This window comes from Sphingomonas carotinifaciens (assembly GCF_009789535.1).
In the GTDB taxonomy this organism is placed as follows: Bacteria; Pseudomonadota; Alphaproteobacteria; order Sphingomonadales; family Sphingomonadaceae; genus Sphingomonas; species Sphingomonas carotinifaciens.
This window is the reverse complement of the sequence record NZ_WSUT01000005.1, coordinates 764,763-778,838: the sequence shown is the minus strand read 5'-3', so window position 1 is coordinate 778,838 and position 14,076 is coordinate 764,763. Positions and strand designations below refer to the sequence as shown.

Genomic DNA, 14,076 nt, shown 5'->3' with positions numbered 1-14,076 from the left:
AAAGTCGAGTGGAAATGTTACAGCGCAGTGTCACCGCCAGGTTGATGGCGCCGCTGGTGGTGTCGCTGGCGCTGCTGATGCTGCTGGCCGGCGTCATGCTGCACGGCCAGCGGCAGGTGTCGCGCGCCAACGATGCCGCCCGGGCTGCGCAGGACCGGATGCTCGCGCTGGCGGAGCAGCGTTCGCTCAGCCGTGCGCTGCAACGCGATGCCCTGAACCTGGTCACCGAACCCGATGCCAGCGAGCTGGCCGCGATCCGCGGCCGTTTCGAGAAGCGCCGCGACACGCTGGTCACGCAGCTGGACGCGCGGGAGGCGGAACTGCGCGCCGCCACGATCCCCGCCGCCTATTTCACCCGGCAACGCGCACTCGTCGCCGATTTGGCGCGCGTCGCAGCCCGCGCCGATGCCGGTGATCGGGCAGGCGCGTTCCAGGCGTTTCGTCTGGAGGTCCGCCCGGTCGAACGCGCCGCATCGACCATTGCCGAGGCGCAGATCGACGCACTCGGCGAACAGGTGACCACGCTGCGCGCCGCGGCGGATGCGGAGGCCAGCTGGTCGCGCCTCGTCCTGCTCGTCGCCACCGCGCTGCTCGCGATCGCAGGTCTTGCCGCCGGCCTCGTCATCACGCGGCGCAGCGTCGTGGCACCCCTGCACCAGTTGCGCCAAACGATGGAAACGCTTGCCGCAGGGCGCACCGACCTGACGGTGCCGCAGGTCGAGCGGGCGGACGAGGTGGGGCAGATGGCCCGCGCCATGGCGACCTTCCGCGATCAGCTGGCGGGTGCCGAGCGGGCGAAGCAGGATCAGGAAGCCCTGATCGTCGCCAGCATCGGCGAGCGGCTGGCCAGCCTGGCGCGGGGCGATCTGGTGTCGCGGGTAAACGCCGACCTCGCCGGCCCGTTTGCCAAGCTGAAGGATGATTTCAACACCGCGCTCGCCGCGCTTCAGGCGACCATGACCCAGGTCGGCAGCGCGGCGGGCAGCATCGCCCATGGCTCCAGCGAGATACGCCATGCCTCGGGCGACCTGTCGCAGCGTACCGAACAACAGGCCGCCAGCCTGGAGGAAACGGCCGCGGCGATGGTGGAGATCACCGCCACCGTCGGCCGCACCGCGGACGATGCCGCGCACGCCCATGAAAGCGTCGAGCAGGCCAGTGCCGAAGCCGAGCAGTCCGGCGAGATCGTGCGCCGCACAGTGGAGGCGATGGGCGGCATCGAGCGGTCGTCCAGCGAGATCGTCGAGATCATCAGCGTGATCGACGGCATCGCCTTCCAGACCAATCTGCTGGCGCTCAACGCCGGGGTGGAGGCGGCGCGGGCCGGCGATGCGGGCAAGGGGTTCGCCGTCGTCGCCTCCGAGGTCCGCGCGCTCGCCCAGCGCTCAGCGGAAGCGGCCAAGGACGTGAAGGCACGCATCCAGGCCAGTTCCGAACAGGTCGAGGCCGGCGTTGGCCTTGTTGGCGAAACCGGCGCCGCGCTCGGCCGCATCGCCACGCGGATCGCGGAGGTCGGCACGCTCGTATCCTCGATCCGCGTCGCCACCGGGCAGCAGGCATCGGGCCTGCGCCAGATCAGCACCGCGGTGAGCGACATGGACGGCGTGACCCAGCAGAACGCCGCGATGGTGGAGGAAGCCACTGCCGCCGCCCGCAGCCTGGCCGGCGAGACCGAATTGCTGATGCAGCATATCGCCCGCTTCCGGATCGGCGAGACGCCGCCGGCACAAGCGCCGGCCAGCCCGGTCCATGCCCTGCAGAGCCGCGTCGCATCGGCCCCGGCGCGGCGTATCCGGACCGGCGCGGCGGCCTTGGCGGTGGAAGAGGATGACTGGTCGCGCTTCTGACCCGGAAACGGGGGGGCGACCGGAAAGGGACGCCCCGCTCAATCCGTAGTGACACAAGCCTGAGCGGGGCGTTGAGGACGTGCGGAAGCTCGCCTCATCACCCCGAAACGCGCGACATGCGAAAAGGCACCACGCCGCCTGCGCGAATCCTGCGATCCGTGTCGGCAATGCGGCAGGTGGATGAATGTGTCTGGATGCCCCGTGAGGATTCGAACCTCAATTGACGGAGTCAGAGTCCGTAGTCTTACCTTTAGACGACGGGGCAACGACAGGCGCGTGCCTCTAGGCTGGCGGGGGTGGACTGTCAACAGCTTCATGCATGGCATCGTCTTGTCGGAGCGGGGGGGACACGCTACGTTCCATGCCAAGCACCGGACGGGCGATCATGCCCGCGACGGCAGAACAGAAAAAGTGAGATACGGCGATGGGGGATGTTTCCGCCCGAAGGCCGTACCGGCAGGCCAAGCCGCCTGCCCGTTCGGCCCCGACCCGCCCCGCCCGAGGGCGGTGGTCGGATGCGCAGGCCTTTGCCGCGCTGGACCTGGGGACCAATAATTGCCGGCTGCTGATCGCGCGGCCACAGGGCGGCGGCTTTGCCGTGGTCGATGCCTTTTCGCGAATCGTGCGGCTGGGTGAGGGACTGGCGACGAGCGGGCAGTTGTCGGACGCGGCGATCGAACGGACGATCGCGGCCCTGCGCGTCTGCGCCGACAAGCTGAAGCGCCGCAACGTCACGCTGGCGCGCTCGGTCGCGACCGAGGCGTGCCGGCGCGCGTCGAACGGCCCTGCCTTCATCGCCCGCGCGCTGGAGGAAACCGGCATCCATCTCGACATCATTTCCGCCGAGGAGGAGGCGCGGCTGGCCGTGCTCGGCTGCCATGCGCTGATCGAACCGGGCGAGGATCCCGCGCTGGTCTTCGACATCGGCGGCGGCTCGACCGAACTCGTGCTGGTCGATACGCGCAGCCCCGTTCCCAAGGTGCTCGACTGGCATTCGGCGCCCTGGGGTGTCGTCTCGCTGACCGAGAGTGCCGGCGGTGGCGAGGGCGAGGAGGGGCGGCTCGCCGCCTATGCACGGATGCGCGGGCTGGTGGCGGACAGTTTCGCAGGGTTCGCCAGCCGCCTGCCGCGCAACCTGCGCAATCCCCGCCTGCTGGGTACCAGCGGCACGGTGACGACGCTGGGCAGCGTCCATCTGGGCCTCAGCCAATATGACCGCGCCGCGGTGGACGGGCTGATCGTGCCCGCCGCCGCGATGCGCACCATCAGCGCGCAGCTTTCGCGCCAATCGCTTGGCCAGCGCGCCAAGGTGCCGTGCATCGGTACCGAACGCGCGGACCTGGTGGTGGCCGGCTGCGCCATTCTGGAGACGATCATGGACCTGTGGCCGGCCGAACGGCTGGGGATCGCCGATCGCGGCATTCGCGAGGGCATATTGCGCCGCCTGATGGGAAGCCCCCCGCCCCAGAGCGCGCGCGCATGAGTCGCGGCGACAACGGCCTGCGCCAGCGGGTGCGCACCGCGCGCGGCCGCACCGCGCAATCGACCCGCTGGCTGGAGCGGCAGCTGAACGACCCCTATGTCCGCCGTGCCAAGGCGGAGGGGTATCGCAGCCGCGCCGCCTACAAGCTGATCGAGCTGGACGAGCGATTCGGGCTGCTGAAAGGATCGAAGCGCGTCATCGACCTGGGCATTGCCCCCGGCGGCTGGACGCAGGTGGTCCGCCGCAAGGTGCCGGGCGCCAAGGTGGTGGGCATCGACCTGCTGCCCGTCGACCCGATCGACGGCGTCGAGATCTTCCAGATGGATTTCATGGACGATGCCGCACCCGACCGGCTGATGGAGGCGCTGGGCGGCGCGCCCGACCTGATCCTGTCGGACATGGCGGCGAACACCGTCGGCCATCCGCAGACCGATGCGCTGCGCACCATGGGCCTGGTGGAAACCGCCTTCGCCTTCGTGCAGGACGTGCTGGCACCGGGCGGCGCCTTTGTCGCCAAGGTGTTTGCGGGCGGCGCCGATTCGCAGTTCGTCGCCGAGATGAAGCGCCATTTCGCCACGGTGAAGCACGCCAAGCCGCCCTCCAGCCGCAAAGGGTCGGTGGAATGGTTCGTCGTCGCGCAAGGCTTCAAGGGCCGCCGCGGCGAGGATTGAGGGCACGCAGGCGCAGAGCCTTTCGCGTCAGCGAAATTATGCAAGGGCCGCTGTTGCTGTGATCCAAGGCTTCCCCGCCCGCGCGCCCTCTTCGCGTCTTCGCGGCTTCGCGTGACATCACGACCGGCATTCACCAGGTGGATGTCGGTTCGAAGATTGAACTCACGCGAAGACGCGAAGACGCAAAGAGGTTTTGCCTGCCGCACCGTCCGGGGCTCGTTTTCTTCAAGACCATGCCTCAACCGTCGTGGGCAAGACAGCCTGCGGCGCCGGTCCTACAGCAGCGCCGTCACCGCATCGATGAATCGCGCCAGGCTGATCGGCTTGGACACATAGGCATCCGCGCCCGCCGCGCGGATGCGTTCCTCGTCCTCGCGGCCGGCATAGGCGGTGACGGCCATCACCGGGATCCGGCGCAGATCCTCGTCCGCCTTCAATTCCAGGATCAGGTCGTAGCCGGTGACGTGCGGCATCTGGATGTCCATGATGATCAGGTCGGGCCGCACCGCGCGCGCGCGCGCCACCGCCTCGCGCCCGTCGCGTACCGGCTCCGCCACGAAGTCGTGCGCGCGCAGCAGGTCGCAGAACAGCTTCAGATTGAGTTCGTTGTCCTCGACAACGAGCACCTTTCTTGCCACGCGGGTCCTCGAGTCCTTTCCAAAATGGGGTGATAGGCAATGGCCGAACCCGACACAATCGATGACGCAGAGGCGCTGGCGCTCCATGCCCTCGTCTGGACGCTCGGGCAGCAGGAGCGGGCCGAACGCCTGCTCGCCACGACCGGGCTGACACCCGCCGACCTGCGCGCCCGCGCCCGCGCGGGCGACCGGGCGGTGCTGGCGGCCGTGCTCGGCTTCCTTGCCGCGCACGAACCCGACCTGATCGCCTGTGCCGATGCGCTGGACATACGCCCGGAAGCATTGGCCCGCGCGCTGACCCTGCTGGAGTTCCGATGAAACCGCTACTGATCTGCGACTGCGATGAAGTATTGCTCCACATGGTGCGCCATTTCCGCGACTGGCTGGGCGAGCATCACGCGATCGACTTCGCCGTCGGCCATCATGACTTCGCCACCGCGATGACCCGCCGCGACGGCAGCGCCCCGCCGTCCCAGGCCGAGATGTGGCAGTTGCTCGGCGGCTTCTTCCCCGGCGAAATGCACCGCCAGACACTGGTGCCCCACGCTGCCGAGGCGCTGGCGACGCTGGCGGAGCAGGCCGACATCGTCATCCTGACCAACCTGCAGGACGAATGCCAGGCGCCGCGCCTGGCCCAGCTGTCCGCCTTCGGCATCGACCACCGTGTCCAATGCAACACCGGTGGCAAGGGCGAACCCGTCGCGCGGCTGGTGGCCGAACATGGCAACCCGGTCACCGTCTTCGTCGACGATCTCGCGGTGCATCACGCCTCCGTCGCGAAACACGCGCCGGGCGTGCACCGGCTGCACATGATCTCCGAGCCCGAAATGGCGTCGCACGTCCCGCCGGCGCCCGACGCGCACGCGCGGATCGATGACTGGCGGGAGGCGGTGGTGTGGATCGGCGAGCGATTCGCGGCGGGTCGGGCGGCGGATTGAGTTCACGCGAAGACGCGAAGACGCGAAGATGATTTGTTCACGCGGAGACGCGGAGAGTTCCGCCTACGGCATTCTCCCGAGCCGCCGGGGGCGGCTCTTGCTTGGGAAGCAGGATGATAAAGGCTCTCGCTGGCGCGAGACGCGGCCCTAAGCACAACTCTCCGCGTCTCCGCGTCTCCGCGCGAACCCCCTTCTTCTACCCTTCGCGTCTTCGCGTCTTCGCGTGAATCCCCCTCCTCACCCCCGCGCCGCACGAACCGGAACCTTGACCCGGACGCCGCCCCCACGCCACAACCCGCACCCATGACCACGCATATCGACCGCCGCCTGGAAGAACTGGGCATCACCCTTCCCGAGGCTGCCGCCCCCGTCGCCGCCTATGTTCCCGTCGTCGAGGCGGGCGGGCTGCTCCACATTTCCGGCCAGTTGCCGTTCAAGGACGGTCAGCTCGTCACCGGCCGGCTGGGCGAGGACGTCGCGCTGGAGGGCGGCACGGAGGCCGCGCGCCTGTGCGGGCTGATGCTGCTCGCGCAGATCAAGAAGCATGTCGGCGACCTGTCGCGCGTCACCCGCATCGTGAAGCTGGGCGTGTTCGTGAACTCCGCGGCGACCTTCACCGACCAGCCCAAGGTCGCCAATGGCGCGTCCGAGCTGATGGCCGACGTGTTCGGCGAGGCGGGCAAGCATGCCCGCTCCGCGGTCGGGGTGCCGGTGCTGCCGCTCGGCGCCGCGGTCGAGGTCGACGCGATCGTCCAGATCGGCTGATCTTGCGCAGCCGGATCGCCCTTCGCATATCGGTGTCATGACCGAGTGCGAAGGACGGCCGGCTTGACGGCGATCACTGCGCGCCTCGCAGATGGCGTGGCGAGCATCCCCGCCGCCGATTGGGATGCTTGCGCAGGCAACGGCAATCCGTTCGTCGGCCACGCCTTTCTTGCCGCACTGGAAACATCGGGCAGCGTCGGTGGCCGCACCGGCTGGCAACCCCTGCCCATCGTCATCGACGGCGCCGACGGCCGCCCGGCGGCGGTCGCCCCCGCCTATGCCAAGGCGCACAGCCAGGGCGAATATGTCTTCGATCATGCCTGGGCGGATGCCTGGGAGCGCGCCGGCGGGGACTATTATCCCAAGCTTCAGGTGGCCGCCCCCTTCTCGCCCGTGCCCGGCCCTCGTCTGCTGTTGCGCGATCCTGCGCTCGGGTCGGCCCTGATCGGCGCGCTGGAAAGCGTGGTGGACGGCAACGGGCTGTCCTCCGGCCATGTCACCTTTGTCGCGCCCGATCAGGTGCCCTTGTTTGAGGCGGCCGGCTGGCTGATCCGCCACGGCACGCAATTCCACTGGACCAATGACGGGTACGCGTCGTTCGACGATTTTCTCGGCGCCCTCGCCAGCCGCAAGCGCAAGGCGATCCGCAAGGAGCGCGCCGCCGCGGTCGAGGGGCTGACGATCCGCCACCTGACCGGCGCGGAGATCACCCCCCGACACTGGGACGCGTTCTGGACCTTCTATCAGGATACGGGCAGCCGCAAATGGGGCCGCCCCTATCTCACCCGCGCCTTTTTCGCGCGGTTGAACGAGACGATGGGCGACCGGGTGCTGTTGATTCTGGCCGAGCGTGACGGCCACCCGATCGCGGGCGCGCTGAACCTGATCGGCGGCGATACGCTTTACGGCCGCTATTGGGGCGCGGTGGAGGAGGTGCCGTTCCTCCATTTCGAGCTTTGCTATTACCAGGCGATCGACGCCGCCATCGCACGCGGGCTGAAGACGGTGGAAGCCGGTGCGCAGGGTGAACACAAGCTGGCGCGCGGCTATGCCCCGGTGCCGACCTATTCGGCGCACTACATCCCCAACGCCTCGTTCCGCCGCGCGGTCGCCGACTTCCTCGCGATGGAGCGCGACGCGGTGGCGGCGGAGGCGGAGTACTTGGACGAACTGACGCCGTTCCGGCGCGAGGGGTGAGCGCCGACCGGGCACTCTACCCTGCCCGTTCGTGTCGAGTAGAGATTGAGTCGACCTCAACGGATGCCTCGCGGCCCACCCCCGTCAGATCGCGATCCGGCTGGGCTCCGCAGGTGGCGGCCGCCGGATCGGACGCGTCAGCCGCTCATATTCTTCGGGCGAGATGATCGGGCGGCGGTCGTCGATGCGGAACAGCACGCTGCTGCCGTCGCGCCAGATCGGCGTCATGCCCCTGGTCAGGGCCGGGTCATAGGCGGGCGGCTTGACCATCCAGACATAGTCGAACGCGTCGCGCGGCAACAGTTTCAGCGCGGTGCTGATCGGCCTCCACCATTGCCCGCGGCAACGCCGGCCGGTGACGATCTCGGACGGATCATGCGCGAAACGACCCGCCGCGCGGTAGTTGACGGTCAGCAACTGCCCGCCCGCCATCGACCATTGATCGTTGGCATAGGCCAGCTTGCGTTCCAGCGCGAGGCCGGCGACATGCTCCAGCCGCGAGGATTCCCAGTCGTCGATGCAGCGCCGCCCCACGAACGTCACGAGGCGGGCACGCTCCGGAATGTGATCCAGCGCCGCCAGCGTCCGGTCGTAATCGCGGTCGTACAGCCAGTTGCTGTAGGTGCCCGCGGCGATCCGCACGCCAAAGAACGCCAGCCCCAGCGCGGCAAAGGTCGCCGCCCCCCGGAACGACAGCCCGCGCTTGGGACGCAGCCCGATCAGCGCGATCGCCAGCACATAGGGGGCAAGGCGCATATCGGCATAGGCGGAGCCGAACACGATGCGCGGCAACAGGATGTAGACCGCCGCCAGGAACAGCGCCGACAGCGCCAGGTTGCGCGAATATTCGATCCGCTCGTCGCGCACGCCCTTCAGCAGGATCAGGAACATGACGGTGACGGAGGCGAGGTCGAACGCCATCCACCGGTCGCGCAGCACCATCTGCACCCAGTTGATCTTCCACCGCCAGTTGAACCAGTCCGCGGTCTGCCCGGTGACGTGATCGCCCGATCGCCACAGCACCATCATCACCATCGGCAGCGCCAGCGGAATGCACCCGATGCCGGCCCGCCAGAAGGCATGGACCCAGCCATGCCCGCGGTCACGCTGGCGGATCAGCTCGCCGGAAAAGGCCAGCACGCCCAGCACGCCCCAGCCAAAGGTGTGGCACACCCACAGGATGCACGACAACGGCACGAAGATCGCGGTGCGAAGGGCCACGCGGTCATAGCGCCCCAGCCGCAGCCACAGGGCGAACAGGTTGAGCGCCCACGCCATCGACAGCGCGAAGTTCACGAAGCCGAACTGGAAGGGGTAGCTATAGGCCAGCGGCAGCGCGAACAGCGCGGTGGCGGGGATGCGGCCATGCACCTCCCGCGCGATCCACAGCAGCCCCGTCACGGTCAACACCGGGATGGTCAGCACGATCAGCTTGACCGCCGGCTCCAGTCCGATCAGCGGCGCCAGCGGCACGATCAGCAGATCGATGCCGAGATTGCCGATCACCTGCCAGCGGAAATCATACCACTGGTTCAGCCAGGGCTGGCGACCGATTTCGAGCTGGACGCGGTAGCGCCCCATATGCCCCGGCAGGTCGACCAGCGGCGCGATATCGGGCCAGAGCAGCGGCACCGCGGCGAGCAACGCCATCGCCGCCACGAACCACCGCGTCTGCCACCAGTGAAGCGTACCCCCGTTCATCGACCCGTGCCTAGCGGACGGACGGGCTCCGCGACAAGCATCGGCTTTCGCGAACGCGGTAGATCGCAGACGCGCCGTCACTCCAGGCGACCGAAAGATCAGCGGCTTGGGCCCGGCCGGGCGGAAAACCGATCGTCCAGACCAGAGCGAAACTGCACCGGTCGAATGTCCGGATCGCCGTGTCGAAGTCGGTCGCCCCCGCGACCAGCCCGGGAGGATAGACGATGTGCGAGGGATCGCGGTCGAAGGGCGCGGCGCGCGGGTGTCGCGGATGGACGAGCTGTTGCCCGGCCAATGCCCATTGCTGGTTGGTGAAGATGCGCCGCCGGGCGATGGCGATCCCGGCGATATGGGTCAGCCGGTCGTTGCCCCACAGCAATGCCGGCGCTTCATTTACCAAAGTCAGCACCGCCGCGCCCACCGGCAACGCCGGCACCGCGCGCAGCGTCTCGGCCTGCGCTTGCGAAACCTGGACGAAAGCCAGTGTGGTAACGCCGATCCGGGCGACGAAGAACAGCGTGGCGAGCCCAGCCATGCGCGCCGCCAGCACGTCCTCGCCTGTGCGCGGCGCGATCGACAGGATCGCCAGCGCCACCGACGGCGCCAGCATCCGCATGTCGACATAGGCGCCGCCCTGGAACAGCCGCGGCAACGCGATAAAGGCCGCCAGCCCCGCCAGCGCCGGCCAGCCGAGCAGCCCTGAGATGCGCAGCCGGGGCGAGCGTATTGCAGCAAACAGCAACAGGGATATGACGAGCAGCGCTGCAACGTCCCACAGCGCCCATCGCTCACGAAAAAGCGACACCGTCCATCGCAGCTTGGCGGCCCAGTAGAACCAGTCGCCGGTATCCCCCGCCAGCGCATCCGCATGGCCGTGGAGCATCAGCAGCACCGGGCTCGCCATCGGGGCCACGGCCGCGCCTGCGCGCAGCAGGGCGGGCACCGCGCGCTCCCCCGCTTCCACGCGGCGGCGCCATTCCAGCATGCCGGTGAACAGCCCCAGCATTGCCCAGCCGAAGCTGTGACACAGCCAGACGATCGGCGCGAAGGCGGCGAACGCCGCGATCCGCACCCAGCTGGCCCGCGTCCGCGCCAGATACAGCCACGCCGCCAGCCCCAGAAAGACCAGCGACTGCGCCAGACAAAAGTTCACGAAACCCAGCTGGAACGACCAGCCATAGACCAGCGGCAGCGCAAACGCCGCGCTCGGCGGGATGCGGCCATGCACCTCGCGCGCCAGCCACAACAGGCCTGCGACGCCCAGCGCCGGGATCGCCATCACCGCCAGCTTCGCCGCCGGCTCGACATCGAGCAGCGGGTGCAGCGCCAGCACGATCAGGTCGACGCCCAGATTGCCGATCACCGCCCAGCGCACCCCGAAATGCGCTGCCAGCGGCCCTTGCCCCGCTTCGCTCAGGATGCGGTAGCGCCCGATATGGCCGGGCAGGTCGGTCAGCGGCGGGATTGCCGGCCACAGCAGTGGCACCACGGACAGCATCACGCAAAGCGCGACAAAGGTCCGCGACCGCCACCAGCCTGCGCTCAAGGCGTCACCCGGTACAGGGTGGTCGTGCCCACGCGCGCGATGCCGGTCAACGGCGCCCGGCCCTGCTGCAATGCCGCCGCCATGCTGCCCGGCACTTGCCGATAGGGCATCGCGGCACAGGCCAGCACGTAGCGGACACCCAGCCGCTCGGCCATGCGCCGCGCCGCCGGCGGCGGCAGGCGGTAGAAGCGGTAGCTCGCCAGGATCGCCTCGCCCGCGCGGTGATAGGGCGCGGCAAGCACCCGGTGCGGCGTATGCGCGATCAGCATCGCGCCGGCATCCACCGGCGCCAGCACCAGCCCCGCCGGTTGCCGCGCCAGCGTCGCCAGCATCGCCGGCGGCGTGCAGCCCATGTCGGCGGTTCCGCCCGCCGCCGATGCGGCCGTCGCCGGCACCGTCATCTGGGCGACCAGCGCATAAACGATTCCCGCCGACCCCAGCCACGCCCCCGCCATCCGCCATCCCCCGCGCGCCCGAGCCAGCACGACGATGCGCGCCAGCGGCAGGCAGGCGAGCAGCGCCCCGCCATTGGCCGCTCGCGCCTGCACCATCGCCAGGCCCAGCGCGCCGACCAGCAGCACGAGGATGATGATCCAGCCCCGTGTCCGCTCGGCACGCACGGCATGGACCGCGGCCAGCGTGCCTGCGACCAGGAGTCCGCCATAGCCGATCGCCACCGCCGGCGTCGCCAGCAGCGGCCGTGCCTCCGCCACCTGCGACAGCCAGACGCGCACCAATAGCGGGTCGAGCGCGCCATAAGGCGACAGGCAGGCCGGCGTCAGCCGCCACACCGCCCATGCGGCCAGCGCGGCCACGACGCCGATCGCCGCCAGCCGATGCCGCCGGTCGCGCAAAGCCGTGGCGCCCGCCCCGGCAAACACCGCCGCGGCCCCGATCACGCTCGCCACCCAGGCATTGGCGGTAAAGCCGTCGCACGCCGGGTAGAACCAGAAGTTCGGTGCAAAGCACCGCGCGGCGACCAGCCCGAACGCCAGCCCGCCACCATAGCCGACCAGCCGGTCGCGCCGCCCGCTCCACGCCGCCTCCGCCAGAAGGATGGCGGCGAGCAGCGCGAGCAGCGGTGCGGTTTCCATCCCGACCACCAGACTGGCCGCCGACGCCCCGCCGATCAGCGCGCCGATCCGGCCCCAGCAGCCCCGCGACCGCGATCAGCCACAACAGCATCTGCAACCCGTGATGATCGATCCGCCCCGGCGCGAAATATGTGGTGGCCGGGTGGGCGAGCGCGGCAAGCAGCATCGCGACCGGCGCGATCCTGTTCCCGCCCACGTCGCGCGCCGCCCGCGCCATCACGAACAGCACGCCCGCGAACAGCAGGGCGGGCCATGCCACCACCGCGATCCGCTCGGCGGTGGCGACGCCGGCCAGTGGCGAAATGAGCAGGATGATCGCCGCCGGCCCCAGATCGGCAAGGCGCGTCCAGTGCATCGGCACACCGTCGAACCCCAGCCGGTGCTGCGTCAGATCGGCGAAGCGCTGTCCGCCCAGCCAGTCGCGGATCTGGACGAGGCGCATCAGGTCGTCGGTATCGGGCAGCCGCATCGCCGCCAGCGCGGCCGCGTCGCGCAGCGTCCATGCCGCGGTCAGGACGGCCGCCAGCAATACCGCCAGCAGCGCGTCCCGTCGCCATCCCGTACCCAGCGTGGTCATCGTACCACTCATAAGGCCGGGATGGTTAAACGCGAGTTGGAGTCTGTTCGAAAACGTGCCCAAAAGCACGTTTTGCGGTGCCGGCCAGTGCCGGGTGAACAGCGCTCAGCGCTGTTCAGATCATGCCGGGGGCATGATCGACCCGTCACTCCCCCACCCGGCCGCCCATCAAGGATACTCTGTGGGCGGTCGGGTGGGGGAGTGGGCCGGCACCGCTTCAAAACTCGCACTTCCGCGAGTTTTCATACCAGAGCTTGGATCAGCGGTCCCGCCGACCGAGCAGGCGCAGGCGCAGCGCGTTCAGCTTGATGAAGCCGGCTGCATCGCGCTGGTCGTAGGCGCCCTGGTCGTCCTCGAACGTCACCACCTTCTCGCTGTACAGCGAATAGGGCGACTTGCGGCCGGTGACGATGCACGAGCCCTTGTACAGCTTCAGGCGGACGGTGCCCGTCACCTTGGTCTGGCTGTGGTCGACCGCGGCCTGCAGCATCTCGCGCTCGGGCGAGAACCAGAAGCCGTTATAGACCAGCTCGGCATAGCGCGGCGCCAGTTCGTCCTTCAGGTGCGCGGCACCGCGGTCCAGCGTGATCTGCTCGATGCCCCGGTGCGCCATCGCATAGATGGTGCCGCCCGGCGTCTCGTACATGCCGCGGCTCTTCATGCCGACGAAGCGGTTCTCGACCAGGTCGAGCCGGCCGATGCCGTGCTTGCGACCCAGTTCGTTCAGCTTCGCGAGCAGGGTCGCCGGGCTCATCCCCTCGCCGTTCAGCGCAACGCCGTCGCCGCGCTCGAAATCGATGGTGATCGTCTCCGGCGCGTCCGGCGCGTCCTCGGGGTTCACCGTGCGCGAATAGACATAATCGGGCACCTCGTCCCACGGGTCCTCCAGCACCTTGCCCTCGGACGAGGTGTGCAGCAGGTTCGCGTCCGTGGAGAACGGCGCCTCGCCGCGCTTGTCCTTGGATACCGGGATCTGATGCGCCTCGGCGAACTCGATCAGCTTGGTGCGGCTGGTCAGGTCCCATTCGCGCCACGGCGCGATGACCTTGATGTCGGGATTGAGCGCGTAATAGCCCAATTCGAACCGCACCTGGTCGTTGCCCTTGCCGGTCGCGCCGTGGCTGACCGCGTCGGCACCGACCTGCCGGGCGATCTCGATCTGGCGCTTGGCGATCAGCGGCCGCGCGATCGAGGTGCCGAGCAGGTACGTCCCCTCATAGACCGCATTGGCGCGCATCATCGGGAAGACGTAATCGCGCACGAACTCTTCGCGCAGATCGTCGATGAAGATGTGCTCGGGCTTGATGCCCATCAGCTCGGCCTTGGCGCGCGCCGGCTCCAGTTCCTCGCCCTGGCCCAGATCGGCGGTGAAGGTCACCACCTCGCAGCCATAATGCTGTTGCAGCCACTTCAGGATGACGCTGGTGTCGAGGCCGCCGGAATAGGCGAGAACGACGCGCTTGATATCTTCGCTCATGCGGGGGTCCTTGGATGGATAAGGGCTTTGGTCGCGCCCCTATGCGCAAGCGCGGTGCCGTGCAACCGGGTGCGGCGCCATTCATTGGGCATACAAGCCGCAGGTCCTAGCGACCGTGCCCAAAAGCCATCAGGAGTCGACC

At 68.9% G+C, this 14,076-nt stretch carries 12 protein-coding genes and 1 tRNA gene; 7 read left to right on the top strand and 6 right to left on the bottom strand.

Annotated features, from left to right (window positions below):
- Positions 1 to 14 precede the first annotated feature (14 nt).
- Complete coding sequence (locus tag GQR91_RS05675; protein ID WP_235904065.1) at positions 15 to 1,847, top strand: methyl-accepting chemotaxis protein; 1,833 nt, start codon at positions 15 to 17, stop codon at positions 1,845 to 1,847.
- A 191-nt stretch (positions 1,848 to 2,038) separates the two neighbouring features.
- Here GQR91_RS05675 and GQR91_RS05670 read toward each other — a convergent pair.
- Positions 2,039 to 2,112, bottom strand: a tRNA-Gln gene (locus GQR91_RS05670).
- 159 nt (positions 2,113 to 2,271) lie between these two features.
- Between GQR91_RS05670 and GQR91_RS05665 the strand changes: the two genes are divergently transcribed.
- On the top strand, positions 2,272 to 3,330 hold the full coding sequence (locus GQR91_RS05665) for a Ppx/GppA phosphatase family protein (protein ID WP_112383728.1): 1,059 nt from the start codon (positions 2,272 to 2,274) through the stop codon (positions 3,328 to 3,330).
- The gene (locus GQR91_RS05660; protein ID WP_112383729.1) at positions 3,327 to 4,001 is read left to right on the top strand and encodes an RlmE family RNA methyltransferase; all 675 of its coding nucleotides are present in this window, start codon (positions 3,327 to 3,329) and stop codon (positions 3,999 to 4,001) included. Before GQR91_RS05665 ends, GQR91_RS05660 begins: the two co-directional genes overlap by 4 nt.
- 275 nt (positions 4,002 to 4,276) lie before the next feature.
- Here the strand turns inward: GQR91_RS05660 and GQR91_RS05655 are convergent, their stop codons facing one another.
- A complete protein-coding gene (locus GQR91_RS05655) occupies positions 4,277 to 4,639 on the bottom strand; it encodes a response regulator (protein WP_112383730.1) in 363 nt (120 codons plus the stop codon).
- A 39-nt stretch (positions 4,640 to 4,678) separates the two neighbouring features.
- On the opposite strand from GQR91_RS05655, the gene GQR91_RS05650 reads away from it, so the two are divergent.
- The 4 genes from GQR91_RS05650 (at position 4,679) to GQR91_RS05635 (ending at position 7,539) form a co-directional block, all read left to right on the top strand.
- The gene (locus tag GQR91_RS05650; protein ID WP_149682698.1) at positions 4,679 to 4,957 is read left to right on the top strand and encodes a DUF3572 family protein; all 279 of its coding nucleotides are present in this window, start codon (positions 4,679 to 4,681) and stop codon (positions 4,955 to 4,957) included.
- Positions 4,954 to 5,577 carry an HAD family hydrolase gene (locus GQR91_RS05645; RefSeq protein ID WP_149682697.1) on the top strand — a complete coding sequence of 208 codons (624 nt, stop codon included), beginning with the start codon at positions 4,954 to 4,956 and terminating at the stop codon, positions 5,575 to 5,577. Before GQR91_RS05650 ends, GQR91_RS05645 begins: the two co-directional genes overlap by 4 nt.
- A 303-nt stretch (positions 5,578 to 5,880) precedes the next feature.
- Positions 5,881 to 6,342, top strand: a complete 462-nt coding sequence (locus tag GQR91_RS05640; RefSeq protein WP_149682696.1) for a RidA family protein — start codon at positions 5,881 to 5,883, stop codon at positions 6,340 to 6,342.
- A gap of 63 nt (positions 6,343 to 6,405) precedes the next feature.
- A complete protein-coding gene (locus tag GQR91_RS05635) occupies positions 6,406 to 7,539 on the top strand; it encodes a GNAT family N-acetyltransferase (RefSeq protein WP_149682695.1) in 1,134 nt (377 codons plus the stop codon).
- 84 nt (positions 7,540 to 7,623) lie between these two features.
- On the opposite strand, the gene GQR91_RS05630 is transcribed toward GQR91_RS05635, so the two are convergent.
- The 4 genes from GQR91_RS05630 to GQR91_RS05615 form a co-directional block, all read right to left on the bottom strand.
- Positions 7,624 to 9,240, bottom strand: a complete 1,617-nt coding sequence (locus tag GQR91_RS05630; protein ID WP_149682694.1) for a hypothetical protein — start codon at positions 9,238 to 9,240, stop codon at positions 7,624 to 7,626.
- Between the two features lie 10 nt (positions 9,241 to 9,250).
- The gene (locus GQR91_RS05625) at positions 9,251 to 10,786 is read right to left on the bottom strand and encodes a hypothetical protein (RefSeq protein ID WP_149682693.1); all 1,536 of its coding nucleotides are present in this window, start codon (positions 10,784 to 10,786) and stop codon (positions 9,251 to 9,253) included.
- Positions 10,783 to 11,880 (bottom strand): hypothetical protein, encoded by a 1,098-nt coding sequence (locus tag GQR91_RS05620; RefSeq protein WP_149682692.1) that lies wholly within the window; start codon positions 11,878 to 11,880, stop codon positions 10,783 to 10,785. Before GQR91_RS05620 ends, GQR91_RS05625 begins: the two co-directional genes overlap by 4 nt.
- A gap of 836 nt (positions 11,881 to 12,716) precedes the next feature.
- Positions 12,717 to 13,934, bottom strand: a complete 1,218-nt coding sequence (locus tag GQR91_RS05615) for an argininosuccinate synthase (RefSeq protein ID WP_112383738.1) — start codon at positions 13,932 to 13,934, stop codon at positions 12,717 to 12,719.
- Positions 13,935 to 14,076 lie beyond the last annotated feature (142 nt).

Excerpts from the sequence above, each read along its gene's own strand:
- GQR91_RS05675 (WP_235904065.1), top strand. The coding sequence starts at position 15 with ATGTTACAGCGCAGTGTCACCGCCAGGTTGATGGCGCCGCTGGTGGTG.
- GQR91_RS05665 (WP_112383728.1), top strand. The coding sequence starts at position 2,272 with ATGGGGGATGTTTCCGCCCGAAGGCCGTACCGGCAGGCCAAGCCGCCT.
- GQR91_RS05660 (WP_112383729.1), top strand. The coding sequence starts at position 3,327 with ATGAGTCGCGGCGACAACGGCCTGCGCCAGCGGGTGCGCACCGCGCGC.
- GQR91_RS05650 (WP_149682698.1), top strand. The coding sequence starts at position 4,679 with ATGGCCGAACCCGACACAATCGATGACGCAGAGGCGCTGGCGCTCCAT.
- GQR91_RS05645 (WP_149682697.1), top strand. The coding sequence starts at position 4,954 with ATGAAACCGCTACTGATCTGCGACTGCGATGAAGTATTGCTCCACATG.
- GQR91_RS05640 (WP_149682696.1), top strand. The coding sequence starts at position 5,881 with ATGACCACGCATATCGACCGCCGCCTGGAAGAACTGGGCATCACCCTT.
- GQR91_RS05630 (WP_149682694.1), bottom strand. The coding sequence starts at position 9,240 with ATGAACGGGGGTACGCTTCACTGGTGGCAGACGCGGTGGTTCGTGGCG.
- GQR91_RS05620 (WP_149682692.1), bottom strand. The coding sequence starts at position 11,880 with ATGGAAACCGCACCGCTGCTCGCGCTGCTCGCCGCCATCCTTCTGGCG.
- GQR91_RS05615 (WP_112383738.1), bottom strand. The coding sequence starts at position 13,934 with ATGAGCGAAGATATCAAGCGCGTCGTTCTCGCCTATTCCGGCGGCCTC.